At 43.9% G+C, this 25,379-nt stretch carries 23 protein-coding genes and 1 tRNA gene; 20 read left to right on the top strand and 4 right to left on the bottom strand.

The window, feature by feature from the left end; translation table 11 throughout:
- Positions 1 to 2 precede the first annotated feature (2 nt).
- From HXT34_RS04900 to HXT34_RS04855, 10 genes are all read left to right on the top strand, one after another.
- Positions 3 to 563, top strand: a complete 561-nt coding sequence (locus HXT34_RS04900; protein ID WP_415683290.1) for an adenylate kinase — start codon at positions 3 to 5, stop codon at positions 561 to 563.
- A 142-nt stretch (positions 564 to 705) separates the two neighbouring features.
- The gene (gene infA / locus HXT34_RS04895; protein WP_004105485.1) at positions 706 to 924 is read left to right on the top strand and encodes a translation initiation factor IF-1; all 219 of its coding nucleotides are present in this window, start codon (positions 706 to 708) and stop codon (positions 922 to 924) included.
- A 20-nt stretch (positions 925 to 944) separates the two neighbouring features.
- Complete coding sequence (gene rpmJ, locus HXT34_RS04890; protein ID WP_003842636.1) at positions 945 to 1,058, top strand: 50S ribosomal protein L36; 114 nt, start codon at positions 945 to 947, stop codon at positions 1,056 to 1,058.
- Positions 1,059 to 1,202: 144 nt separating this feature from the next.
- Positions 1,203 to 1,580, top strand: coding sequence for a 30S ribosomal protein S13 (rpsM, locus tag HXT34_RS04885; protein WP_004105472.1), 378 nt, complete (start codon positions 1,203 to 1,205; stop codon positions 1,578 to 1,580).
- A gap of 83 nt (positions 1,581 to 1,663) precedes the next feature.
- Entirely contained in the window at positions 1,664 to 2,062 is a 399-nt protein-coding gene (rpsK, locus tag HXT34_RS04880) for a 30S ribosomal protein S11 (protein ID WP_004105468.1), read from the top strand.
- A gap of 79 nt (positions 2,063 to 2,141) precedes the next feature.
- Positions 2,142 to 3,137, top strand: coding sequence for a DNA-directed RNA polymerase subunit alpha (locus HXT34_RS04875; RefSeq protein WP_004574084.1), 996 nt, complete (start codon positions 2,142 to 2,144; stop codon positions 3,135 to 3,137).
- Positions 3,138 to 3,214: 77 nt separating this feature from the next.
- Positions 3,215 to 3,649, top strand: coding sequence for a 50S ribosomal protein L17 (gene rplQ, locus HXT34_RS04870; protein WP_421784660.1), 435 nt, complete (start codon positions 3,215 to 3,217; stop codon positions 3,647 to 3,649).
- Positions 3,650 to 3,778: 129 nt separating this feature from the next.
- Positions 3,779 to 5,053: an Mbeg1-like protein gene (locus tag HXT34_RS04865; protein ID WP_421784658.1), complete on the top strand. Its 1,275-nt coding sequence runs from the start codon at positions 3,779 to 3,781 to the stop codon at positions 5,051 to 5,053.
- Between the two features lie 84 nt (positions 5,054 to 5,137).
- A complete protein-coding gene (gene truA, locus HXT34_RS04860) occupies positions 5,138 to 6,043 on the top strand; it encodes a tRNA pseudouridine(38-40) synthase TruA (protein ID WP_415683293.1) in 906 nt (301 codons plus the stop codon).
- A gap of 90 nt (positions 6,044 to 6,133) precedes the next feature.
- Positions 6,134 to 6,219, top strand: a tRNA-Ser gene (locus tag HXT34_RS04855).
- 893 nt (positions 6,220 to 7,112) lie between these two features.
- On the opposite strand, the gene HXT34_RS04850 is transcribed toward HXT34_RS04855, so the two are convergent.
- From HXT34_RS04850 to HXT34_RS04840, 3 genes are all read right to left on the bottom strand, one after another.
- Positions 7,113 to 8,372, bottom strand: a complete 1,260-nt coding sequence (locus tag HXT34_RS04850; protein ID WP_421784656.1) for a hypothetical protein — start codon at positions 8,370 to 8,372, stop codon at positions 7,113 to 7,115.
- Positions 8,373 to 8,511: 139 nt separating this feature from the next.
- Positions 8,512 to 9,666: an extracellular solute-binding protein gene (locus HXT34_RS04845; protein ID WP_421784654.1), complete on the bottom strand. Its 1,155-nt coding sequence runs from the start codon at positions 9,664 to 9,666 to the stop codon at positions 8,512 to 8,514.
- A 337-nt stretch (positions 9,667 to 10,003) separates the two neighbouring features.
- Positions 10,004 to 11,020, bottom strand: a complete 1,017-nt coding sequence (locus tag HXT34_RS04840) for a hypothetical protein (protein ID WP_421784652.1) — start codon at positions 11,018 to 11,020, stop codon at positions 10,004 to 10,006.
- Positions 11,021 to 11,190: 170 nt separating this feature from the next.
- Here HXT34_RS04840 and nusA point away from each other — a divergent pair, with 170 nt between their 5' ends.
- The 9 genes from nusA to HXT34_RS04795 all read left to right on the top strand — a co-directional run bounded on the left by nusA (position 11,191) and on the right by HXT34_RS04795 (position 23,061).
- Entirely contained in the window at positions 11,191 to 12,273 is a 1,083-nt protein-coding gene (gene nusA / locus HXT34_RS04835) for a transcription termination factor NusA (protein WP_012913832.1), read from the top strand.
- Positions 12,274 to 12,592: 319 nt separating this feature from the next.
- Entirely contained in the window at positions 12,593 to 15,454 is a 2,862-nt protein-coding gene (gene infB / locus HXT34_RS04830; RefSeq protein ID WP_421784650.1) for a translation initiation factor IF-2, read from the top strand.
- A gap of 2 nt (positions 15,455 to 15,456) precedes the next feature.
- Positions 15,457 to 15,999 carry a 30S ribosome-binding factor RbfA gene (rbfA, locus tag HXT34_RS04825; protein ID WP_419398903.1) on the top strand — a complete coding sequence of 181 codons (543 nt, stop codon included), beginning with the start codon at positions 15,457 to 15,459 and terminating at the stop codon, positions 15,997 to 15,999.
- A 48-nt stretch (positions 16,000 to 16,047) separates the two neighbouring features.
- Positions 16,048 to 17,169 carry a tRNA pseudouridine synthase B gene (locus HXT34_RS04820; RefSeq protein WP_421784647.1) on the top strand — a complete coding sequence of 374 codons (1,122 nt, stop codon included), beginning with the start codon at positions 16,048 to 16,050 and terminating at the stop codon, positions 17,167 to 17,169.
- Between the two features lie 61 nt (positions 17,170 to 17,230).
- Positions 17,231 to 18,475: a bifunctional riboflavin kinase/FMN adenylyltransferase gene (gene ribF, locus HXT34_RS04815; RefSeq protein WP_421784645.1), complete on the top strand. Its 1,245-nt coding sequence runs from the start codon at positions 17,231 to 17,233 to the stop codon at positions 18,473 to 18,475.
- A gap of 111 nt (positions 18,476 to 18,586) precedes the next feature.
- Positions 18,587 to 19,630, top strand: coding sequence for an ADP-ribosylglycohydrolase family protein (locus HXT34_RS04810; protein ID WP_421784643.1), 1,044 nt, complete (start codon positions 18,587 to 18,589; stop codon positions 19,628 to 19,630).
- 54 nt (positions 19,631 to 19,684) lie between these two features.
- Complete coding sequence (locus HXT34_RS04805) at positions 19,685 to 20,866, top strand: PfkB family carbohydrate kinase (RefSeq protein WP_421784641.1); 1,182 nt, start codon at positions 19,685 to 19,687, stop codon at positions 20,864 to 20,866.
- 75 nt (positions 20,867 to 20,941) lie between these two features.
- Entirely contained in the window at positions 20,942 to 22,420 is a 1,479-nt protein-coding gene (locus HXT34_RS04800; protein ID WP_421784639.1) for a purine-cytosine permease family protein, read from the top strand.
- An 83-nt stretch (positions 22,421 to 22,503) separates the two neighbouring features.
- On the top strand, positions 22,504 to 23,061 hold the full coding sequence (locus HXT34_RS04795; RefSeq protein ID WP_421784637.1) for a cysteine hydrolase: 558 nt from the start codon (positions 22,504 to 22,506) through the stop codon (positions 23,059 to 23,061).
- A gap of 29 nt (positions 23,062 to 23,090) precedes the next feature.
- On the opposite strand, the gene radA is transcribed toward HXT34_RS04795, so the two are convergent.
- Positions 23,091 to 24,614, bottom strand: a complete 1,524-nt coding sequence (gene radA / locus HXT34_RS04790) for a DNA repair protein RadA (protein ID WP_421784634.1) — start codon at positions 24,612 to 24,614, stop codon at positions 23,091 to 23,093.
- Between the two features lie 107 nt (positions 24,615 to 24,721).
- On the opposite strand from radA, the gene HXT34_RS04785 reads away from it, so the two are divergent.
- Entirely contained in the window at positions 24,722 to 25,378 is a 657-nt protein-coding gene (locus HXT34_RS04785) for a hypothetical protein (protein ID WP_421784632.1), read from the top strand.
- The last annotated feature ends 1 nt before the right edge of the window (position 25,379 follow it).

The raw sequence follows: 25,379 nt of genomic DNA, 5'->3' as shown, positions 1-25,379 counted from the left end.
ATATGCGATTACTAATTATGGGTCCACAGGGCGTTGGAAAAGGCACTCAGGCTGCTTTGTTAAGTGAGCATTATGGCATTCCAGCGATTTCTACTGGTGATATTTTCCGCTATAACCTTAAGAATCATACTGAGCTTGGAAAACAGGTTCAGGGATATCTTGATAAGGGTGAGTTGGTTCCAGATGAGCTGACAAACAGCATTGTTAAGGATCGTCTTGCTCAGGACGATGCAAAGAGCGGCTGGATTCTTGACGGTTATCCTCGTAACGCTTCTCAGGTTCAAGCTTTAGATCGTATGTTGGAAGAGCTTGGCACTCCTCTTGATCACGTTGTGGCTCTCGAGGCTGAGCGCGATGTTTTGCTCGAGCGCATGCAAAAGCGTGCAGTGGAGCAAGGTCGTTCTGACGATACTCCAGAAGTAATTGCTAAGCGTTTGGAAACGTATGAGAAAGAAACAGCTCCATTGCTTGATATTTATGAAAGCCGCGGTCAGTTGGTTGAAGTAGATGGCGTTGGAGATATTAAGGAAATCAATAATCGCATTGTTGAATCACTTAATTAATTAGTGCGTTTTTAAATTTAAAAAGTAAAATGCGTTCTGTTCGACACGCCGAGTGTTGAATGGGACGCATTTACTGTATTATAGAAGATTGGCGTGTCTTCGGATGCGCAAAGTAGTATGCCCAAGGAACGGAACGAGGCTCATGGCAAAAGACGGTGTGATTGAAGTCGAAGGCACGGTAGTAGAAGCACTACCAAATGCGATGTTTCGCGTTCAGCTTGAGAATGAGCACATTGTTTTAGCTACGATCTCTGGTAAGATGCGTAAAAATTATATTCGCATTCTTCCTCAAGATCGTGTAGTGCTAGAGATGAGCCCTTACGATCTGAATCGCGGGCGTATTACGTACCGTTATAAGTAAGGTACAAGCAAAGGAAAACCATGAAGGTCAGCCCTAGCGTGAAGAGGATCTGCGAAAACTGCCGCGTGATCCGCCGTCACGGCCGCGTCATGGTGATCTGCATTAACCCACGTCATAAGCAGCGTCAGGGCTGAGCAGATTTCCATCGCGGAATACAAAGAATAAGGCGCTAAGTCACAGCAGAAGCTGAACCCTGGGTGCGCAGGCCCAGGCCGCACTTAATTTCTATTAGTGCGGAAGACTTGGTGCACGACCTGCGTAACAGTAAAGGAATTACAATGGCACGTCTTGCCGGAGTAGATATTCCCAATGAGAAGCGCATTGAGATTGCCCTCACCTACATTTTTGGTGTTGGTCGTACTCGCGCTAAGGAAACGCTTGCCGCGACCGGTGTTAATCCGGACACTCGCGTCAAGGATCTTACGGATGAACAGCTGATCACCTTGCGTGATTATCTTGAGGCCAATTACAAGATTGAAGGCGATTTGCGTCGTGAGATCGACGCTGACATCCGTCGTAAGATTCAGATCAACTGCTATCAAGGCCAGCGTCATCGCAAGGGTCTTCCTGTGCGTGGTCAGCGTACCAAGACTAATGCTCGTACTCGCAAGGGTCCGAAGCGTACTGTCGCCGGGAAGAAGAAGGCCACCCGATAGTAGTCGGTGGTCGGCTCTAGGCCACGGATATATTTCCATCGTCTAGACATACCAACTCATTCGTCATTAGGAAACGAGGGTCAATGGCAGCTGCAAAGCAAGCCTCGCGCAAGCCGCGTCGCCGGGACCGCAAGTCGGTGCCGGTTGGGCAGGCGCATATTAAATCAACATTCAATAACACGATTATCTCCATTACCGATCCATCCGGTGCAGTCCTTTCTTGGGCTTCCGGCGGTGATGTCGGCTTTAAGGGTTCCCGTAAGTCGACTCCTTACGCTGCAGGTATGGCTGCTGAGTCTGCTGCACGCAAGGCAATGGAGCATGGCCTCAAGAAGGTCGACGTGTTTGTTAAGGGTCCAGGTTCCGGTCGTGAAACCGCTATCCGTTCCCTCCAGTCCGCGGGTCTCGAAGTTGGTTCTATTACCGACGTTACCCCGCAAGCGCATAACGGCGTACGCCCACCAAAGCGTCGCCGCGTCTGAGCACTCTTACGAATCCATCCATCCAACCCGCTTATGGGCGGCGAGTGCACCACCGACCAGAAGCTGAAAGGATACCAAAGTGCTTATCGCACAGCGTCCGACACTTACCGAGGAATCACTGAATCCCCAGCGTTCTCGCTTTACTATTGAGCCGCTGGAACCAGGTTTTGGCTACACTCTCGGCAATTCGCTGCGTCGTACCTTGTTAAGCTCTATTCCAGGTGCTGCCGTTACTTCGGTTCGCATCTCTGGAGCTTTGCATGAGTTTACGACTCTGCCAGGTGTTGAAGAAGATGTCACTGAAATTCTGCTGAACATCAAGGGCATCGTGCTCACGAGTGAGTACGACGAGCCTGTAGTGATGTATTTGCGCAAGAATGGTAAAGGTGAGGCCACTGCTGGAGATATTACTCCTCCAGCCGGTGTTACTATTGCTAATCCTGACTTGCATATTGCTACACTCGCAGAAGATGGTGAACTTGAAATTGAGTTTACTGTTGAACGCGGTCGCGGCTACGTGCCAGCTCAGATGAACAAGCAGGAGAACAGCGAAATCGGCCGCATTCCTGTGGATTCGATCTACTCACCAGTTTTGAAGGTGAGCTATAAGGTCGAAGCTACCCGCGTGGAACAGCGCACGGACTTCGATAAGCTCATCCTGGATGTGGAAACCAAGCCAGCTATTACACCGCGTGATGCAGTTGCATCTGCAGGCTCGACTTTAGTTGAGCTTTTCGGTCTTTGCCGTGAGCTTAACGTCGATGCCGAAGGTGTTGAAGTTGGTCCAGCGCCAACTCATGATGAAGCTGATTCTCAGTTGGCTATACCGATTGAAGATATGAATTTTACTCAGCGTAGCTATAATTGCTTGAAGCGCGAGGGTATTCATACAGTCGGCGAACTGGTAGTTCACACTGAGCAGGATTTGCTCGATATTCGTAATTTCGGCATGAAATCCATCGATGAAGTTAAAGAAAAGTTGCAGGCAATGGGTCTGTCTTTGAAGGCTTCACCGATTGGCTTCGACGCCAATAATCTCGAAGGTGGCACTTTCTTCTCGCCTGAAGACGAGTAAGTTCCATCTGCAATCGTCGTAACGTTCGGATGTTCGGGTTGATGCCCACCTGAACGATGCGACAATAAGGAGTAATAATGCCTACACCGAAACAAGGCCCTCGTCTGGCTTCTAGCCCGGCTCATGAGCGCCTGATGCTGGCCAATATGGCGACCAGCCTCTTCCAGCACGGTCGTATCGTAACGACGTTGCCAAAGGCAAAGCGTCTTCGTCCGCTTGCTGAGCGTTTGATTTCATTCGCTAAGCGTGGCGATTTGCATTCGCGTCGTCGTGTGTTGCGTGTAATTCGCAACAAGTCCGTGGTTCACGTGCTTTTCACTCAGATCGCTGACCAGATGAAGCAGCGTGAAGGTGGTTACACCCGCATCGTGAAGATTGCTCCACGTCGTGGTGATACCGCTCCTCAGGCAATTATTGAGCTCGTAACTGAGCCAGTAAGCCCAAAGAAGGCTGTTGTGAAGGAAGCTGAAGCAGCTACCAAGGTTGCAGCTAAAGAAGAAGCTGCCGAGTAGTTTGCATTCCAGCTTTACGCATCGGTAAAGTGAATCTTAAAGCAAGCGTTTAATCGCTTCTTAAAGAATTGCTAAGACGAGTCGAGGTTAATTCCTCGGCTCGTTTTTTATTTGTATTATTATTAAGTTATGACGAATATTCTGGATCAAGTAAGAAGCGATTTTCGTACTTTTGCTCAAAGAAGTTTTAATTCTGTTGATGCGCTGATTTTGTGCGAACTTTCATACATAAATATGCCAAAATCTATTCCGCTATATAACAGTGAGTCAAAAGTTATTTCGACTACGTCTATTTACGATCTGCTACGTTTTGAAGATTTTTCATCGATGTTTTCTTCTGGAGTAGCTAAGGTTGATAAGTTTCGCCAAGAGTTGCTTTTTGCAGTTGCATCTAATCCGCGTTATAGAGGTATTAAAGTAGGCGAAATTCTTGAACGATTTGATAAATCGAATTCTCATGAATCTTGTGAGCAGCAGTTTGCTGGTGTTACTTTTGACCTTAGTGCTTGTGAAGGAATTGATAATACGAATACTATTGTTGTTGCTTTTAGAGGCACTGATAATACGCTTGTTGGGTGGAAAGAAGATTTTAATATGGCTTTTCGCTGCCCAATTCCAGCTCAGGAGTCAGCAGCAGAGTATTTAATTTCTGTAACACAAAGATATAGTAAATATATTGCAAAAAAAGCTAGTTTATTGCAAAAAATTTCCTCGTTTTTCGCAAAATCAACTAATTTGAAGTGCGACAATCGCGATAACAGTAACAAGCGCGATAATAATAATCACGATAACAATAACAATCGCAATAACAGCCCGAATATTATTGTCACAGGTCATTCAAAAGGCGGAAATATGGCATCCTATGCTACTATGCGATTGGATGCAGAAAATGAAAAACTTGGCAATCTTGTATCTAAAATTTATTCAATGGATGGGCCGGGTTTTGCAAATGATGTAGTAGATACTAGCGTTTTTTCGCGCGTGGCAAGTCGAATAGAGAAAGTTGTGCCGCAATCTTCGATTATTGGGCTTCTTATGGATAATGGTTTGCCATATAAAGTAGCTAGGGCTGATTCTGTTGGTTTAATGCAGCATTTTGGCATGTATTGGCATGTTGAGGATGGCGATTTTGATTATCGAGATGAAGTTACTGCTCGCGCTGCTGCGATCGCAAAAGCTATAAATTCTTGGATGTTTGAGTTGCCTGTTGAAGAACGAAAACGCAGGATTGATAGTGTGTATAACGTTTTGTCGAGTTTAGGTTATCCTACTTTTGATTTATTGGGTTCTCATTGGTCTGAGCTTGTGCCAAAATTACTTGGAATGGCAACGCACTTGGATGCGAAGTCTTATGAGCTTATACGTGGAATTATTGCTGCTGTTGCTGGCGTAGGCGTGAAGTAATTGTACGAAGTAAATTTTATGAAGCAACTGTAAACGGAATTTAATTGCGGAATTATTCAGTTACGACGAATGGAAGGTTTTTAAATGCGACTTCGCTTGGATTTAGCTTATGACGGCGGCGGATTTTATGGTTGGGCTAAGCAGCCGGTTTTGCGCACTGTTCAAGGTGATATTGAGGCAGCGTTGCATATGGTTTTGCGCGTACCGGAAAATGATCCTACTGAATCGTTGCGTCTTACTGTTGCTGGTCGTACGGATACTGGCGTTCATGCATCTCATCAAGTGTGTCATTTAGATATTTCAGATGAAACATTGCAGCGTTGCATAGGGCATACTGGTTTAGATGGTGTTAGTGCGCTGGAGTATAGGCTTAGGCACGTTCTTGCGCAGGATATTGTTATACACAAGGTTAGTGTTGCGCCTTGTGGCTTTGATGCTAGATTTTCTGCGTTAGAGCGCACATATGTGTACCGTATTGCTGATGGGTATTGCAAAGCTAAATATGATCCTCGTATGCGCGGCTTTGTTTTGCGTTTTGATTCAGAGCTTGATGTTGACGCTATGAATCAAGCTGCGCGTCTTATGGTTGGTTTGCATGATTTTGGCTCATTTGCTAAGCCAAATCCTGGCGGAACTACTATTCGCGAAGTTAAGCAGGCTCGATGGCACAGAGTTGGGTCAAATGATGCGCAAAATAGCACTGGGTTTGTTCTTCCTATTGAACAAGGTTTGCTTGAATTTACTATTGTCGCTGATGCTTTTGCGCACAATATGGTGCGTTCTTTGGTGCAAGCTTGTGTGCAAATTGGTTGCGGAAAGCGTTCTCTTGATTGGTTTGAGGGAAAGATTAATGTTCCTCTTCGTGAAGGCTCGACGGGTCCAATTGATCCTCATGGATTGACATTGGAATATGTAGCTTATCCTCCTGATGAGGAGCTTGCTTCTCGCGCTGAAAAAATTCGCGCTCGCCGTGATTCGTCTGAGTTATAACGTTTCAACTCGCCATAAATTTATATTCGCGGCATGGTTTACAATTGAAAAGTTGCGTTTGTGCGCGAATTTGTTGCGCGAATCGCAAGTGGATGAATGTCCGAGCGGTCTAAGGAGCACGCCTCGAAAGCGTGTGAGGGTAAACTCCTCCGCGAGTTCGAATCTCGCTTCATCCGCAGAATAATAAGCTTCAAGCGTATTTCTCGCTTGAAGCTTTTTTATTCTGCCGAGCTTTCTCAAAACTGAAAGTGCAGTGCACTTTCAGTGAAAGCTCGGTCTGCCTTCGTCTCTATTGACGAAGGCAGGGCAGACTGGTGTATTCCAACGCAAGCGAGGTCTGCCTGCGTCTTTATTGACGAAGGCAGGGCAGATTAGTGTATTTCAACGCAAGCGAGGTCTGCCTGCGTCTTTATTGACGCAGGCGGGGCAGGTTTGTGTGGCTGTGTTTTAGAAACTAGGTTGTGTTTGGTGTGCGCTGACGACCTGCTTGAGCGCAGCACAGCTCGTAGGCGGCATAAACTGTACGCGGCTGCACAGTTTTGGTCGTTTTTCAGCTCGTAGGCGGCATAAACTGTACACCGCTGTAAAGTTTTGGTCGGAATCTGGCTGGCAAGCGGCATAAACTGTACACCGCTGCACAGTTTTGGTCGTTTTTTAGTGCGCAAGCGACCTTTATTTTACACGCGCGTAAAGTTTCTGCCGTTTTTCGTTACTGGTGCAGATGGTGACTGCGCGCACGACGACCTGCCTTCGCACATAGAGCGTAGCGCGCTAAGGCAACGCGAGTTTCGTAAGTGAGCGCGTAATCTGCGCGAGCGCCAACTGCACCAGTAGCGAAAAAACGGAATTTAGTGTTACTTGCGCATAACACAATATGCGCATATTGTAGTTTTTGTACATCCAATGTACAAAAAATCATACATTCAATGTACAAAAAATACGTTTTTCTTGTATAGCTACTTTATGAGCACATATTTTCCTATTTATGTTGAATATAAAAGAGGCCTGCTAGCTATTGCATAGTAGGCCTTTCTTGGATTATTACTTGTTATTGAGCAGTGTAGCTAATTTAGACTTCTGATTGCTCGCTTGCTGAAAGCGTTTCTGTAGATTCTGTAGATTCTACAGTTGCAGTAGATTCTGCAGCTCCTTCAGTTTCGCTAGTTTCAGTTTCGCTAGTTTCAGCTGTTTTTTCAGCTGTTTCTTCAGCTGTTAGCGGCTTTTCATTGGCAATTGCCTTCTTCTTGGAAAGGCTGCGTCTTACTAATAGCACAACGCATATTGCAACAAGCAATATCACCAACACAGTGACAATAGTAAATACCACTGGGTTTCGATTGAAAGCACGCTGCAACTGCGTTATTGCGTTAGAATTCGCTGACGCATTTTCTGCAGTGTTATTATCGCCGTTATTGCCAAGTTGACCATGCGAATCCGAATCGTCTTTCAAAGTCGTAAATGTTGGCACTTGCACAGCATTGTTGTTGAAGTAGATTGCACTGCCGTTCTTATAATCCGCGTGAAGACCTACGTAAGTAGAGCTAACATCAATATCTATTGGTTTGTCTAAAGTGCCGTTTTGTAGACTGAGTCTATCTGCCATCCAATGCGCAAGTGAGGTTGAGTCAATAAACGGCTTAATAGGCTTCGTAATTTTGCCGTTTTCAACGCGAACCAGCTTATCTATATCGCCCAGGCCTTGCGTATTTGTGTATTTAGTCGCTGGCATAGTGGCGACTTCAACTGTCGCATGTCCTTTTTTCTCTGTTGGAAGTTTATCCGGTAAGCCGTAGCTATAGTAATCTACTCCGCGAACGTATCCGCTGGCTGGATCTTTTCTAGAGAACGGTGTATTTTCTTCTTCTATTTTGTAATATTCTTTTTCGGAATCCTTCTTTTTATCTTTATCTTTATCTTTATTTTCTTTATCGTTATTTTCAGTATCAGGGTCAACATCGCCAGCATTGAAAGATTTTGCATATTGTCGAAGACTATGCGACGTTATCATTATCTTTGAGAATTTTCTTACATAAACTATGAATGATATCTTTTTAAGATCTTTAACATTAAATAGTTCATAGTCAAAGGAGATTTTTGCGCTGTGAGCTTTAATATCTGTAACTTTTACATTACTAATTTTTGCAGTATCATTTTGACCCATCCAATACTTTTCTTCTTCGGCTTTTCCACGATGCATCATAGTTGTGATAACATTCGGCTTTACATCACCAGAGTAGGCATATTCTTCTGCATATGCACAAGTAGGGATTCCTATTACAATGCTTGCAGCACATGCGAAGGTTAGAAGTGCTTTAGTAAAACGCTTCATAATAGCTTCTTTCGTTCATTGAATAAATAACGTTTAGTATAAGTTTTATAACAATACGCTAAAGTTATTTAATCGTTAATACAGTTAATTAGTTTGATTATTTCTATTTGTTTATATACGTAAGATTTGCTGTATAAGACTACTTATTATTCGCTTGGTATTCTAATTTACGGTCAATATACTCAGTTGCATTTTCTTGCATATAATTAAGTAGTTCGTATATGTTGTTTTCATCAAGAGTCTTATCGTATAACGAATCCTCTAGTCTGTAGAAACCGTATGAAACACTAAAAAGATCAAAATTGCTAAGTGGTTGATTTATTGAAGCTTCTTCTACAGTTTGCATTTGAGTACTTGCTGCAGGATCGTTAGCAACAAAGCTCTTTAACGACTTATCGCTTGGCACAATTTTTTGCAATTCATACGCTTTTTTCTGAGATTCAGTTGAGCCAAGGAATGCTGCAAATTTTTCTGCTAGCTCGCGATGCTTAGACTTTGCGTTATAACCAATAGCTTGAGAGTCTATGTTTTGTTTCAATTGATATTCGATTACAGGAGCAGTATGTTCAGGATCAGTAGTTAAATCTGTGCGAACTGTAGGGAATGGTGCAGCTGCAAAGTTTTTACCTAAAATCTTCTTGACTTCATCAGCTTCCCAAATTCCAGAGAAATAGGCTGCTACCTTGCCTTTTCTTAGTGCTTCAATTCCTGTACTGCTTACGGCATTAATAAAGTTTTTGTGCTTAACAAGATCCGCAAGGAATTTAGTAACAGTGTAACAATTTTCTCCAAAGTTTGCGCTACTTACTGTATTCATTCCTGGTTTAGAATAACCAAGCGTAATGCATGAATCAAAATAGAAGCTTGAAAGAACATCGTCGTCTTGTAGATTGATTGCAACTTTCTGCTTTGTCAACATGGTATTCAAAGACTTCACATCGTTTTTTGAAAGCTTAGACTTGTCGTAATACATGAACCAAGCATTACTTGTGTATGGCACACCATAATACTTGCCATCGCTTAATACAGAGTTAAGTAACGGATCAGGATTCTGTTTTTTAAGCTGTTGTTCGCTTTGTTTACTTAACTTGCCAGCAATACCTTTCTTTGCCAAAAAAACAGTGATAGCGCTTGGATACAGAAAAACATCAGCTGAAATTTTTGGCGCATTCTTACCTTCTGGAGTAACAAATGGAGTATCGAATTGCTTTATAGGCGTATTCTTAAACGAAACTTCTGGATTTTCTTTGCTAAAAGCATCTTCCATAGTTTGAATCCAGCCACCTTTTTTCATCAATTTTTCAGGTGCTAGAACACTGAGCGTTGCTTTTTCCCCAAAGTTTGTGGAGCCTGAACCACATGAGGCGCAGCCTAACAACATGACAGTGGCTAAACAAGCAGTTATTGCTTTTTTCATAGTCACCATTATTGTCTCCCAATATGTAGAGTCTTGACGTGTATTTTGGTGATATGAGCGATCAATCTTGTGTTTTTTACAACTATTTTGTGTTATGAAATAGCATAACAACAAGTTTCATGCGTCTTTGCAATTATACAGTTTTATTAATACGTATTAATACGTTTATTAATACGTTGAATGCTATTCGCTTTGTGAAGTTGATGTTTTTGATTTAATTTTTCAAAATTAAATTTGAGTCCGCTGGGTAGCCGAATGCGTAGGCGCGTAATAATCGCGAAGTGATTAGTTTTATTATCGCATCCTTAAAAACATTATTCGCTTGAACTGCAGAGTATTCGTATCCTGCTTCGTTGTTATTGCTTTTTGCTGCGCTTTTAGTTTTATTTTCTTCAATAACTATTACTTGATTAAAAGCATCTAGCTCTTCTCTAGCGCAATCCATATAAGCTATAGCAGCAATCGGCAGATCTTTTCCGCTTGCTGAATCATGCGTTTTTCCGCTTTCTAACGCCTCTTGAGGAATATCGTAAACTTTTTTGCGCAAGTCTGTTCCTTCTCCTGCAGCTCGCATAAGAGTTTGAGCGTTTGTTGACGCCATATCGCTGTATTCCAATGCTATATTTTGCTCTTTTCTCGCTGCTAGTGTTTGTAAAATAAAAGCAAGTTTGTCTTCAGCTTCTGCAGCTTGAGCTAAGGGTTGATGTGTCCATTTGAAGTCTTTGTAATGATTTATTACTTCTATAAGATTCGCGTATGAATCGTGCTCCATTTGTTGCGCTGTTGTAGTTTTTGTATTTTCTGAGCTTTCGTTTCCGTTTTCGTTTCCGCTTTTATTGCTTACATTATTTGAATTTTCGTCACTATTTTTCTTCGAAAGCATTTCCCATTGAGCTTGCGTGCTGTATACAATGCTTTCGCTTAATCTTCCCGGGCATTGTTGAGCGACAGTTTTCCAATATTTTGCTGTGGTTCCTAAATCCTTAGTGGATATGTTATTTTGGTTCTTCTTGATTTCGCGCTGCCTTTTTTGCGCAAGCCTGTATGCTTTAGCACACGCATTTTCTGGAGCTGCTGTGTGAACAGTATGTTCGACGTGAATGTTTTGTAATGTTCCGCAAGCTGTTAGAAGTGGAGATATTAAAACGCATATAAGAAGCACGAGTGCTCTGGCAATACTGCGTTTTACTCGTTTGCGCATATCATTTAACAAAACATAAAGTGTCTGCATAATCTACTAAAATAGCCACTGACTGTGACCAATATCGATTTATTAATTTGGTATTTGTTTTAAGTCTGCAACAATTAAAGCTAACTATTATTAGAAGAAAAAATAAGTGTGCTTTAATAGTTACAATTAATAATCATAAATTAATGCGTTATAACGAGAGGACGTGCGCGATGGAATTGGATTTGGCGGGAATGCATCAGCTTGCGGCACAGCAGGGGATTAATGCCGAGGAGCTGGACGAGGCACTCGCCGAGGCCTTGCGTCTTGCGTATATGAAAACCGCTCATCCTGCAAAGCATGTGCGAGTTGAATTGGACGAACGTGCAGGTTCGTTTACTGTGTGGGCTAGGGATGAAATTCCTGGTAAACCTACTGAAGATAACCCGTATCCAGCTCCAACGCTGGGAGAGGAGTATGACGATACTCCGCGTGATTTTGGTCGTTTAGCTGCTGCGACAGCTCGTCAAGTTATTAGTCAAATTTTCCGTAAAGCTGAAGATGACCGCGTATTTGGTGCGTTTTCTGGTCAAAAAGGAAAGCTTATTAACGGCATTATTCAGCAAGACGCAAAAGATAACACTAATATCCACGTTGCTGTTGGAGACGTTGAAGCTATTTTGCCTCGTCGCGAGCAGGTTCCAGGTGAGCGTTACCGCCATGGCGAGCGTATTCGCGTATATGTTGTAAATGTTGCTCGTGGTTTGCGCGGTCCGGAAATTGTTGTTTCACGTTCGCATCCTGAATTAGTTCGTCGTCTTTTTGAGCGAGAAGTGCCGGAACTTGTTTCTGGAGCAGTTTCTATTATGTCGATTGCGCGTGAAGCTGGCGCTCGCACAAAGATTGCCGTTAGAGCTAATACTGAAGGCGTGAATCCAAAGGGTGCTTTAATTGGTCCTGGCGGTTCACGCGTGCGTGCTGTAATGGAAAACTTGGGTCAAGAGAAGATTGATATTGTCGATTGGTCATCTGATCCAGCAAAGTTTGTTGCTGCTGCTCTTTCGCCTGCTACTGCCACACAAGTGCAAGTAGTGAGCGAAAAGAACCAAACTGCAGTTGCTTTTATTCATGATGCTCAGCTTTCTCTTGCTATTGGCAAAGAAGGTCAGAACGCTCGTTTAGCTGCAAAGTTGACTGGTTGGAAGATTGGTATTGAGTCTGCAGAAGAGCATGCTAAGAAGGTTGCTGCAGCTCAAGCGCAAAATGCGCAGCCTGCTTCAGCTGATTTGAATAATAACGCATCTGCTGCTGAATAGATTGTTATTGAGAAGTGCTGAATATTGTTTTGGATTGATATTTCCGCAATGTTTAGCACTTCTTGATTGTTTATTTTATTAGCGGTGTGCAAATAAAGTAGTCTCTTACGTGGCATTTAGCGACACTCGAGCCAATCCAACGTTTCGAGTATGCTAAAAGCTGGAATCTGGGCGAAAGGCAATAGCCATCGTCCGGCGGGAGACGAGGTATAAGATCATGGTCGCACGATGATATATCGCACGATAATAAATAATAAGCTCGCAATAATGTAAAGTGGTCGCGTGTACTAGCGCTGCCACAGACAGAGGAGAACACTGAGTGGTTAAAAAGCGCGTGTATGAACTGGCCAAAGAATTTGGTGTAGACAGTAAAACCGTGTTGGAGCGTTTGAAAAGCATGGGCGAATTTGTTAAGTCTGCTTCTTCAACAGTTGAGGCTCCAGTAGTCCGTCGTTTGCAAACAGTATTAGCATCTGACGGAAATAAGTCCGAAAAGGCATCTAGTGCAAGTAAGCCTGCTGCACCAAAAGCTAAGCCGCAAGCTAAGCCTCAAGCTAAAGATTCGTCACACAGTGATTCTGTAGCTGACTCTTCTGCTAACAAGCCTGTGCATAACGCAGCTTCTCATTCTGCTCCAAAGCCGGGTGCAAATCATACTCGCTCAAACAATACTTCCCGTCCTAATGCTGCTGCCGGCGAAAATAGGAAAAATGATCGTCGCAATGAGAATCGCGATAATCGTGATAATCGCGGCGAATCTCGACAGCAAGCTCAAGGTCAATCTCACTCAGATCGTTCTCAAATGCCTCCTCGCCCTCGTCCGCACCAGAATGCGCAAGGTGCAGGCGCATCTGCTCCACGTCCTGGCAATAATCCGTTTAGCCGTAAGCAAGGCATGCGTGCTCCTACACCTGGAGATATTCCACGTCCTCATCCGATGTCTCGTCCTGGCGCTGAAAATGGTCGCGGTGGTCGTCCGGGTCAAGCTGGCGCTGGAGCTCAAGGTTCGCGTGGTGAACGTGCAGAACGCGGTGGTCGCTCACGTGGCGGTCGCTCTGGTCAAGGTGGCGCACGCTCATCGCAGTGGTCGGGTCAGCGTCGCGGTCAAGGTGGCGCAGGTGCAGGCTCTGGTGCATCTTCTCGCCCATCTGCAGAATCTCGTTTTGCATCTCAAGGAGCTAGCTTCCAGGCTGCTGCAGCAGGTGCACCTAATGGTGGTCCATCGCGTGGCGGCGGTCGCGGTCGCGCAGGAGCTGCAGGCGCATTCGGTCGTCAAGGTGGTAAATCTTCTAAGGCTCGTAAGAATCGCTTAGCGAAACGTCGTGAATACGAAGAGCTTAAAGCACCAGTGATTGGCGGCGTGCGTATTCCTTCTGGTAACGGCGCTACGATTCGCTTGCGTCAAGGCGCAACTCTTTCTGATTTAGCAGAAAAGATTGATGTAAATCCAGCAGCTTTGGTAACTGTTCTCTTCCACTTGGGTGAGATGGCAACAGCTACACAATCTTTGGATGAATCAACATTCCAAATTTTGGGTGAAGAAATCGGCTGGAATATCAGCATTGTTTCTGCTGAAGAAGAAGATAAAGAGCTTTTGCAGCAGTTTGACATCGATTTGGACGAAGAAGAGCTGCAAGAAGATGACGATTTGCAATCTCGTCCGCCTGTAGTAACTGTTATGGGTCACGTCGATCACGGTAAAACTCGCTTGCTCGATACTATTCGTAAGTCGAATGTTATCGATCGCGAAGCAGGTGGCATTACTCAGCGCATCGGTGCTTATCAAGTAACTGTAAATCTTGAAGGAAAGCCTCGTAAGATTACGTTCCTCGATACTCCAGGCCACGAAGCGTTTACTGCTATGCGTGCTCGCGGTGCTGAGCTTACAGACGTTGCAATTCTTGTTGTTGCAGCAGACGACGGCGTGATGCCTCAGACTGTTGAAGCTATTAACCACGCTCAAGCTGCTCATGTGCCAATTGTTGTGGCTGTGAACAAGATTGATGTTGAAGGTGCTAACCCAGATAAGGTTCGCGGTCAGCTTACAGAATACGGTTTAGTTGCTGAAGAATACGGTGGCGACACCATGTTTGTGGATATTTCCGCAAAGCAGGGCACGAACGTCGATAAGCTTCTTGAAGCTGTGTTGTTGACTGCTGATGCTGAGCTTGATCCTAAGGCAAATCCAAATATGGATGCTCGCGGTGCAACTATCGAAGCTCGACTCGATAAGGGTCGCGGTGCTGTTGCTACTGTTCTTGTGCAGCAAGGTACTCTTCACGTTGGTGATTCTATTGTTGCTGGCACTTCTTATGGTCGTGTGCGCGCTATGCTCGATGAGAACGGCAAGCATTTGCAGGATGCGGCTCCTTCCACTCCTGTTCAGGTGCTTGGTTTGACTTCTGTTCCAACTGCTGGCGACTTGTTCTTGGTTACTTCGGACGACCGTTCTGCTCGTCAAATTGCTGAAAAGCGTGCAGCTACAGAGCGTGCGGCTCAGCTTGCAAAGCGCCGCAAGGTTGTGTCTCTTGAAAGCCTTAAGGAACAGTTCGCTAAGTCTGAAGTTGACATGCTGAACATTGTTATTAAGGGTGATTCTTCCGGTTCTGTTGAGGCTTTGGAAGATTCCTTGATGAAGATTGAGGTTTCTGAAGAAGTTGGAATCCAGGTTATTCACCGCGGTGTTGGTGCAATTACTCAAAATGATGTGAACTTGGCAACTGTCGATAAGGCTGTGATTATTGGCTTCAACGTGCGTCCAAACCGTCAGGTTGCTGATTTGGCAGACCGTGAAGGCGTGGAAGTTAAGTACTACTCGGTTATTTACAAGGCAATCGAAGATATCGAAGCTGCTTTGAAGGGTATGCTTAAGCCAGAATTCGAAGAAGTTGTTACTTCGCATTCCGAAATTCGCGAAATCTTCCGTTCTTCCAAGTTCGGCAATATTGCTGGTGTTATGGTCCAAGACGGCGAAGTCAAGCGCGGTACGAAGTGCCGTATTTTGCGCGACGGCGTTGCTACAGTCAACGATCTGGAGATTTCCAGCTTGCGTAGGTTTAAGGATGACGTGCAATCCGTTAGCGAAGGTTACGAAGCTGGTGTTAACCTCGGCAGCTTCAACGACATTGAGCTTGGCGATATAATCGAAACCTTTGAAATGAAGCAGATTGAGCGCAAGTAATTATGGCAGGAACGAATCCTAGAGCTGCACGTATTGCAGCATTAATTCAGCGCGTAATCGCTTCTAATATGGAATCGCATTTGCACGATAAGCGTTTGGCGAGTGTGACTATTACGGAAGTGCGCGTTACGAACGATTTGCAAATTGCAAAGGTCTACTGGACTCAACTTGGTCACGAAGGCAAAGAGCAGGGCGAGCGTCAGCGTGCAGCACAAGCTTTGCAGCAGGCTCACGGCCGACTGCGCTCTTTGGTCGGTGCAAAAGCTGGATTGCGTTTGACTCCTCAATTGAAATTCATTTATGACGAAGTGCCTTCTGAAGCGCACGAAATTGAGGATATTCTTGTTGCAGCTCGTCATCGTGATGAAGAATTAGCTAAGTTGCGTGAAAATGCTAAGTATGCTGGCGATGTCGATCCGTATAAGAAGCCGCGCGAAGTTGAAGAATCTGACGATGACTTTGACGACGACGATGACTTTGAAGAGGACGATGCCTTTGAAAGCGACGACTTTGAAGACACGTCTGAATCGTCTGACAACAATTAAATCTCAAAGCAAACTCAATGTGAATCGTATAGTAGCTAGATTTAACTTATGTGCATACCAGATTCAGGATTACTGCTTGTAGATAAGCCGCAAGGTGTTACAAGTCACGATATTGTTGCGTGCGCTCGTCATTTGTTGCATACAAAGCGAGTTGGTCACGCAGGGACGCTTGATCCTATGGCAACAGGATTGCTAATCATAGGTTTTGGCAACGCAACGCGACTTTTAAATTACATGTTGGGGCACAATAAAACCTACGAAGCAGTAATCCGCTTAGGAGAAGCAACTACTACTGATGACGCAGAAGGTGAGATTCTTCCGGATGACGCATTAAATATAGGTCCGGGGGTTCATGTTGCTAATAGCGACACGTCTTTTGAAAGTTCACTGTCTTTTGAAAAGCAACTGTCTTTTGAGCGAATTAAGCAAGTTGTTAGCGAAAATTTAGTAGGCAAAATTATGCAAGCTCCTACTGCTTTTTCTGCTATTAAAATTAATGGTCAACGAGCTTATGATTTAGCGCGCGAAGGAAAATCAGTAGAGATTGCTCCTAGAGAGATATTTGTTAGTGATTTTTCAGTGAGCAATCCTCGAATTACTAGGGGAGTGAGTGGGAAACTCGTATGCGATATATCTGCAAAAGTTTCTTGCAGTAGTGGAACATATATTCGCGCTTTAGCTCGCGATTTAGGTCGCTTACTAGGAGTTGGTGGGCATCTTATTCAGCTTCGTCGCACTAGCGTTGGTGATTTTTCGGTTACTGATTCGCGAGTTCTTAAACTTCGCGCTCAAATGCGAGAATTTACTGATCGCAATGGAGTATTGCAGCATCGCTCAAAAGCAGTTCCTAGTGACGATTTTGACGCAAATAATATGCTTCCTAAAATTTGCTTAAATATGATGGATGCAGCTTCGTATTCGCTTCCAACTTTAAGCATTGATGAAAATCAAGCTAAAGACTTGCGTTTTGGGCGCTGGATTGAGCTTAAATCTGGCATAAATTACGAAAATTATCCTGCAATAGCGTACGTTCCAAACGCAAATACTGCGGAATGTGACGTTGTTGCAGTAGTTGAATTGACAAAAAATATAAAAAGTAATCAAATCAAACCAATTGTGGTATTTCCGGCAAGCGAGAAGACTGGTAAACTAGATAAGTATTTAAAATAACGAATTGCGTAATTTGCGTAGTTTGCTTGAGTAATGCTTGAACGCGGATAGTAAGGATATCATGAAGGTCATCGACATTCGACCAGATGCCAACGGCATGATTAATTGGCCAACGTTAAGTGCGGAGCGTAAAGCGGTTGTTACCATTGGCGTATTCGACGGTATGCACAAAGGTCATCGCGAGGTTATTCGTCGTACTGTGGATCTTGCGCATCGTCATGGAGCGTTTTCAGTAGTGATTATGTTTGATCCACGTCCAAGCGTAGTGCATGCTAATCCTGATTTATACGATGATTTTGGCGACGTTAATTCTAAACTTCCGGACGATCCGGATGCTCTTACAAGCGTGCGTCAACGTTTGCGCGTGATGTCGCAGTTGGATGTTGATCATGTTGTGATTGTGCGCTACAGCCTTGCTTTTGCTGCAAAATCGTACCGTTTCTTCTTAGGCCAGCTTGTTGGAAAGCTCGGTATGCGAGCATTAGTTCTTGGCTCTGATGCTGCGCTTGGTGCTCGTCGTGCTGGTGATATCAAAGCAATTCGCGAGTTGTCTCAAGCAACTGGAGTTTTTGAGCTTATTGAAGTAGAGGATTTGGGTCCAGATGACGTTCGCGTGCCTGATCCTATTGTTCATGAAGTTCCACAGGAGCCTGGAGATCCTAAAGATCCTTCTGAGGGCATGAATAAAGCTGAATATCGTGCTTGGAGTAAGAGCATGCCAAATAAGAAAGTGCGTGCTTGGAGCTCTACAAATGTGCGCTGGATGTTGGCTACTGGTCGAGTCAAAGAAGCGCGTGAAATTTTGGATCAGCCGCATCGCGTTGAAGGAACAGTAGTTCATGGAGACGAGCGTGGGCGCGAGATTGGATTCCCAACAGTAAATCTTGGCGAAAAAATTGAAGGCTATGTGCCAGTTGATGGCGTGTATGCAGGTTGGGTTGTTGATTTAGATGCTGACAATAAGAACGATGTCAGGCCATCGAAAAATGCTGTTCCAGATGTGAGTGTTTTGCGTCGTGATGAGCTTCATTTAGGCGTTCATTCTCCGTGGCGTTGGCCTGCTGCGATTTCTATTGGAACTAAGCCAACATTTAATAAAGATGGCGAAGAAGATGCAGAGCGCACTGTTGAAGCTTACGGATTGTTCGACGATTGGAAAGACTTGTACGGGCATCGCGTTTGCATTGAGTTTGCTAGTTTCTTGCGTCCGCAACAGGCTTTTGACTCAGTTGACGCGCTAAAAGATATGCTCAAAGCTAATGTTGAGCAAGTGCGCGAGATTACAGACGCTGAAGCTGAAGTCTGATTTTGATATTTGCGCTTAGTTGCTTTTAGTTGCGATTATTTTTGCTAGTTGCGTTTATCTTATAGCCCAAGTGCTTTTAAAATTGTGTTTGCTAAAGCATAAAATATACTTATGATGAACGCATCAATCAATCTTGAGCAAAGTGAAACATATAATCGCGCGTTTGGAGCTATTGTTGGTCTTGCTATAGGCGATGCGCTTGGAATGCCAACTCAAAGTATGAGCGCTCAAAGCATACGCCGTTTTTATGGCGGTCCAATTACAAGATTAATGGATGCTGTAAGTCAGCAGCCAATCGCGCCAAATATGAAAGCAGGTTCCGTAACTGATGATACTGAGCAAGCTTTTTTACTTGCTGAACGCATAATCGCAGATAATGGCAATATTGACAACAACAAGTATGCGCAAAATCTTTTAGATTGGGAAGATGCAATGCGCGAAAAAGGTTCCTTGGATTTGCTGGGACCGTCAACTAAGTCAGCTTTAAAAGCACTTGTAAATGGAGTAAGTCCTGAAGAAACAGGCAAATTTGGCACAACTAATGGTGGTGCAATGCGTGCGACGCCAATTGGCATTGCTTTCAAACCAGGTGAATCTCTCGCTAATGCAGCCAGAAAATCATGCTTAATTACTCACAATACGACTCAAGGAATTGAATCTACAACTCTTATTGCTGCGGCAGTGAGTTTAGGTATTGAAGGTTGCGAGAATCCGCTTAAAGAAGCAATAAAATTCGTAAAATCGCTTCCAAAATATGGCAATTGGAGTGCAAAAGCAAGCGTTATAAGTAGGGTCGAATTTTTCACTAAAAAAGCTGAAGAGTTGAGTTTCGCATCTGTTAGTGACGAAGAATTTGCGGAAATACTCCAAAATGATTGTGGTACAAGTGTTGAAGCTAATGAATCCGTAGCTGCAGCTTTCGCAATTGCAACTCGCTTTGCGAATGAACCAACCAAAGCTGCGTGTTTTGCAGCATCGATTGGCGGAGATACCGATACGATTGCTGCAATGTGCTCTGCGATGTTGGGTTCAAAATACGGTTCGCAAGTATTCGATGCAAAAATACGAGAACGCGTTTTAGAGAATTTGCGAGTCGATCACTGCTACGACGTAGAAAAGATGGTGTATGCTTTGTGCTTAATTAGAAAAAATTAGAAGATTGAGAAAAGTAGAGAATATGCTGCATAGTAGCTTTTAGAGGCGATTGCAATGTACAAATCAAACATAAGCTTGAATGAAAAAGCAAGTTTGGTAGTGCCGCAAGTAATCTCGCTTGGCCAAATTATCGTAGACGTAACTATGAAAGTTAGCTCTGTTCCTAAGCCTGGTGAAGACATATTTGCAAACTCGTATAGTATGAGCGCTGGTGCAAGTTACAACATGCTATTTGCTGCAAGTCAAATGGGAGCTAAAGCGCAATGGGCTGGCGTTTTGGGTGAAGGCTATTTTGCAAATATTATTTCTAAAGCTTTAAACGAAGCACATATTTCGCATATTGGCACAAAAAATTCCATGCTTGATTCAGGATTTTGTATAGCTCTTACGGATAAAAGCGCAGAGCGAACTTTTATATCTACTAAAGGTGCGGAAACTAGTGGTGACGAGCATGCTTTTGACTTAGTAAACCCAAATCCGCAAGATGTTGTGTACATTAGCGGATACACGTTTGTAAGTCCTATAAAACGCGCGCTTTTGCGGTTTATGCTAAGAACAAGCGGTTTGTGCGGTTTAGGTAGTAGCGGTTTAGGTAGTAGCGGTTTAGGTAGTAACGGTTTAGGTAGTAACGGTTTAGGTAGTAGTGCTTTAGAGAGTTCTTTTGATAAACATAAGCGCCGGTTTACAGCGATTTTTGATGCGTCGCCAATGATTGCAAATATTTCAGATGAAGATTTAAAAGCTTTGATTGACTACGCGCCAATTTGGTTGTGTAATGCTAGAGAAGCTGAGATTTTAGCAAAAAGGCTTAACGCTTGGGGAAATGGCGAAATTGAAGATGATGGCAGCGAAGATGCTGACGAAAGCAAAGATGCTGATAACAAAAACTTTACTGACGAAACTAATAATCAACTTACAAAATACAAAATTGAGCGTTTACAGCGTGCGCTAAAAGCTCCGCTCATCGTTCATGCAGGATCTTGCGGAGCTTGGGTGTGTGATTTAGGCAAAGAAGCCGAGCATATTAAAGGTTTTCAAGTAAAAGCAGTAGATACGAATGGAGCTGGCGATGCGCACACTGGCGTACTTGCGGCGTCAATAGGTTACAAAATGACGCTTAAGCAAGCAGTTTTGTATGCGAACGCTGCGGCAGCCATTGCTGTTACCAAATACGGGCCTGCAACGTGCCCTACGAAAAAGGAGATAGAAGATTTTATTAAAACAAATGTTTATTAATACCAACATTTGTTAACTTTTCTTACGTTGTGTAAAGACAAGCAAATCAACCTAAAAAAGAAACTAGGTGAAACAATGAGTAAAGCTAAAGTAGATGAAGCTAAAGCTCAACAAACCCAAAGTTCCTTAAGCATTGAGGAACAAGGCATAGACACAATCAGCGAAAGCGAGCGCAAAGGAACGCCATCAAGCCTATTCTGGCCATGGTTTGCAGCGAATATTTCCGTATTTGCAATGTCGTACGGAGCGTGGGCGCTTGGTTTTGCAATATCCTTCTGGCAAGCAACGTTGATGACAATAATCGGCGTAATTGTGTCATTCCTGCTGGTTGGAGTGATTTCAATAGCTGGCAAACGTGGAAACGCTCCAACAATGGTATTGACTCGCGCAACGTTCGGCGTACGTGGAGCAAACATTCCAGCAGCACTAAGTTGGATTGCGACGCTCGGATGGGAGATTTCTCTAGCAATAACTGCCGTTCTTGCAATGGCAACAGCCGCAGAAAAGATCGGCTTGGGTAGTGGCACGAGTGTTAAAATCGTGAGCACAATCATCGTAGTTGGATTAATTGTAATTGTTGGAATTTACGGCTACGACTTAATTATGAAGTGCCAGCAAGTTATAACAATTGTAACGGGAATAATCACTCTTGGATTCTTCGTACTAGGCTGGGGACACATAAACTTTGATGCGATTGGCAAAATTCCAAACGGATCTCTTCCTGCAATGCTCGGTTGCTGCTTCTTCGTTATGACAGGATTCGGCATAGGCTGGGTTAATGTTGCGGCTGATTACTCTAGATACTTGCCTAGAAAATCTTCAAATAGCGGAATCGTTTTTTGGACTACTTTTGGAGCGTCAATTGCAAACGTGTTCCTAATTTTCTACGGTCTTCTACTTGCAGCTTCTAATATGAAATTAGCTCAAAACGTTGGAAACGACCCGATTGGAGCAATTGCTGCAATCTTGCCAGCGTGGTATTTGATTCCGTACACGATCGTAGCGGTTCTAGGACTTATGTCTGGAGCAATTATGGACAATTATTCAAACGGTCTTGCGTTGCTATCTTTTGGAATACGTATTCCTCGAACTGTTGCAGCAATTATTACTGCAATTCTAACTACTCTTGGCGTTGTTTATGTCACGTTCTTCTCCGACACATTTATTGGACCATTCCAGGGCTTCTTAACGACTTTGGGAGTGCCGATGGCTGTTTGGGCTGGAATGTTTACTACGGATGTGCTTGTTCGAAAAAAAGATTATTGCACTGAGGACTTGTATAAGCCGGAAGGTCGCTACGGTGCTTGGAATGTTAAAGCTTTTGCGATTCTTTGCGTTGGAACGATTGTTGGATGGGGTTTGGTCGTAAACTCTGCAGCGAAATGGCTTACATGGCAAGGTTATTTGCTTTGGTTTGTTGGCGGAAAATCAAGTAGCTGGGCTGGTGCAAACCTGGGCGTAATAGTTGCGTTACTAATCGGCTTGATCGGCTCTTTAATTTTCCAGCGTAAAGATATTGCTAAGCAAGAAGCGGATTTGCAACAAGCGAAGTAGGTTTGCAGACAAGCGAAATTGCAGAATAAAAATAAAAATAAAAATAAAAATAAAAAAGGATATTCGTATGAAAGGATATTCAAATGATTAAAGAAGACGAATGGTTAGTGGTAATCGACAGACAGCGCGTTTTTTGCGAAAGTGAGTGGTCTACTTGGGCGTGTGCAGATCACACTTACGATTCAACAACCGAAGCTTTTACAAAACTTGCAAAAGCTTATGGTAATCGAGTAATTTACACGCGCTACGTAGCACCGCTTAAGCCAGAAAACGCTTGGGTTGACTATTTTAAAGATTGGCCACAATTCCTCGTAAAACCTGACGACCCAATGTATGATTTCACTCCAGAAACAGCAGAACTTGCGGAAGGTCACACTGTAGTTACGTGCGAAACTTTCGGCAAATGGTGTGCGAAACTTAAAGCTGCATTAGGCGGATGTCACAAGATAACAATTTGCGGAGTTGCAACAGATTGTTGCGTATTAACAACCGCTTTAGCTGCAGCGGATAATGGCGTTGCTGTGCGTATTGCAGAAGATGCTTGTGCAGGAAGCACGCCGGAAAATCATAAGCTAGCTCTTAAAACTATGGAGCTTTTTACACCGCTTATAACAGTGTGCAGCACAAGCGAAATCCTTTAAAGTAAGTAGCACTTGGGCATTTGCTTAGCTTATAGCCCAAGTGCTTTTAACGCTTCTCGTACTGTGCTAACTTCAATAATTTCTAATCCTGGAATACTAACTCTTTTTCGCATATGGCAGACTATTGCGCGCTTATATCCTATTCGCGCAGCCTCACGCAATCGTGGCTCTATTCTTGGCACTGGGCGAACTTGACCAGTTAAGCTCATCTCACCAATTGCGCAAGTTTTAGGAGTTACTGCTTTCCCGGCAGCAGCACTAGCTAAAGCTGCTACGATTGCTAAGTCGCAAGACGGCTCTTTTGCCAACGCTCCTGCAATAGTAGATACGTACAAATCTTTTGCAAGTAAATTAACGCGTCCGTGACGATATAAAACTGCTGTAAGCATTGCAAGACGGTTAGAATCAACACCAGAAACTGCGCGGCGAGGAGTAGGCAGAGCTGATTGCGTTACAAGTGCTTGTATTTCAATTGGCAGGCTTCTGTGTCCTTCAAGCGTAAAAGTGACGCAAGTTCCGTCGTTTGTGCCATCTTGCGCATTTTTGCCTTGATTATCGTTTTCTGTAGAAGACAAAAACAGTCCGGAAGGATCCGGCACTTCCTCAATTCCTTCACCGCTCATATCGAAGCAGCCAACTTCGTCTGTAGGACCAAAGCGATTCTTTACAGCTCTTAGCATGCGTAGCGCTGTTTGTGTGTCGCCCTCAAATTGACATACTGTGTCAACTAAATGCTCAAGCGTACGCGGTCCTGCTATTGAACCATCTTTTGTAACGTGCCCAACTAAAAGTATCGGAATGTTGTTAGCTTTAGCAACGTCGATAAGTGCGCTCGCAACTTCTCTAACTTGTGTAGAACCGCCTGTAATACCATCTACTTCTTGTGCGGAAATCGTTTGCGCAGAATCGACAATAGCAAGCGTAGGGTGATGCGTTTCAATAAGATCTAGTACAGTGTCAAGATCGCCTGTTGTTGCAAGTAATAAATAATCGTTTACAGCGTTAATTCTAGACGCGCGCAATTTAACTTGCGCTGCTGATTCCTCGCCGGAAATATACAATACAGGGGGAGTGTTGCTTTCTTTTGATTGCTTAGATACGTAAGCTGCTGTTTTTAGAAGTAGTGTCGATTTTCCGATACCTGGCTCTCCTGCTATAAGAGTTACGGAGCCTGGCACAAGCCCTCCGCCTAATACGCGATCGAATTCGCTAAAACCTGTGTGGATGCGCATTGCGTCGTCTGCTTGAATTTCGCTAATTGGTTGCGCGGATGTTGTTGAATCGAGAGTTGAATGTGCGATATTGCGATTAGTAGTAGTTATGCTATCTGGTGAATATGCGCGCGATGCTGCTGTTGTGCGCGATGCTGCTGTTGTGCGCGATGCTGCTGTTGTGCGAGATGCACGCGTTGTGCGAGATAATCCGCTAACTCGCGCTTCTCTAAACTCGTTCACTGTGCCCCATTCGCCGCATTCAGGGCAGCGACCGTACCATTTTGAGCCACTCCAACCGCATTCGGAGCATAAATAGTGAAGAGTAGATTTACTAGCCATATCTTGACGCTATACGCTTTATTAGACAATCATATTTTGTATTTGTTTTTGATTGTAAAGCGTTTTTGCGCACTAAAAGCGTCATCGCGATGTGACATAATGCAAGTATGTCGAAATCGAATGCTTCAAGTATGAATGCTTCAAAGATGGGTGCGTTGAATATGAATTCCTCAAGTGTCAATAATTCATCACACAACAAGTTATTAGTTGTGTTGACTTCAGCTGCAGTAATTGTGGTTTTGGCTTTAATTTCAGCGTTTATGTGGCCAGGTTGGGCATTGAATCACGAAAATGTTGCGAGCAAAAATCATATGGTAATGCCTAAAACGCCTTCTATACCATCGAAACCTTTGCCAGCATCTTCTACGGCATTGCTTAAGGCTATGCCAGATAGCGTACTTGATTTCGCTCGTGTTGACGCTATACCTAGTGCAAATTGGACTGAATCGTCGCCTTTGGAAGAGTATTCTGTTAAGTACTCAACCGGTCAGCCAGATGGTGAAGTGTCTGTAACTGTTGCTCAATGGTCGAATCGTGATTCTGCGAACAAGCAGTATGAAGCGTTAGTTGATGGACTTAAGGGTTCTGATATCGCAAGTGGGAAAATTCAAGTTTCTGGCAAGACTTACGGTAGCTATGTGTTGCGAAATGATGAAAATGATAAATCACAGGCTAGCGCGTTGTGGCAGAACGATACTGCTGTTTTTGAAGTAAAAGGCTCAAAGCAAGCAGTAGAGCGTTTTTATCACAAATTCCCGATGTAAA

It is taken from the genome of Gardnerella sp. DNF00983, assembly GCF_049244265.1.
Classification (GTDB): domain Bacteria; phylum Actinomycetota; class Actinomycetes; order Actinomycetales; family Bifidobacteriaceae; genus Bifidobacterium; species Bifidobacterium vaginale_J.
The sequence above is the reverse complement of the archived record's forward strand: the minus strand, read 5'-3'. Positions and strand labels throughout refer to the sequence as shown.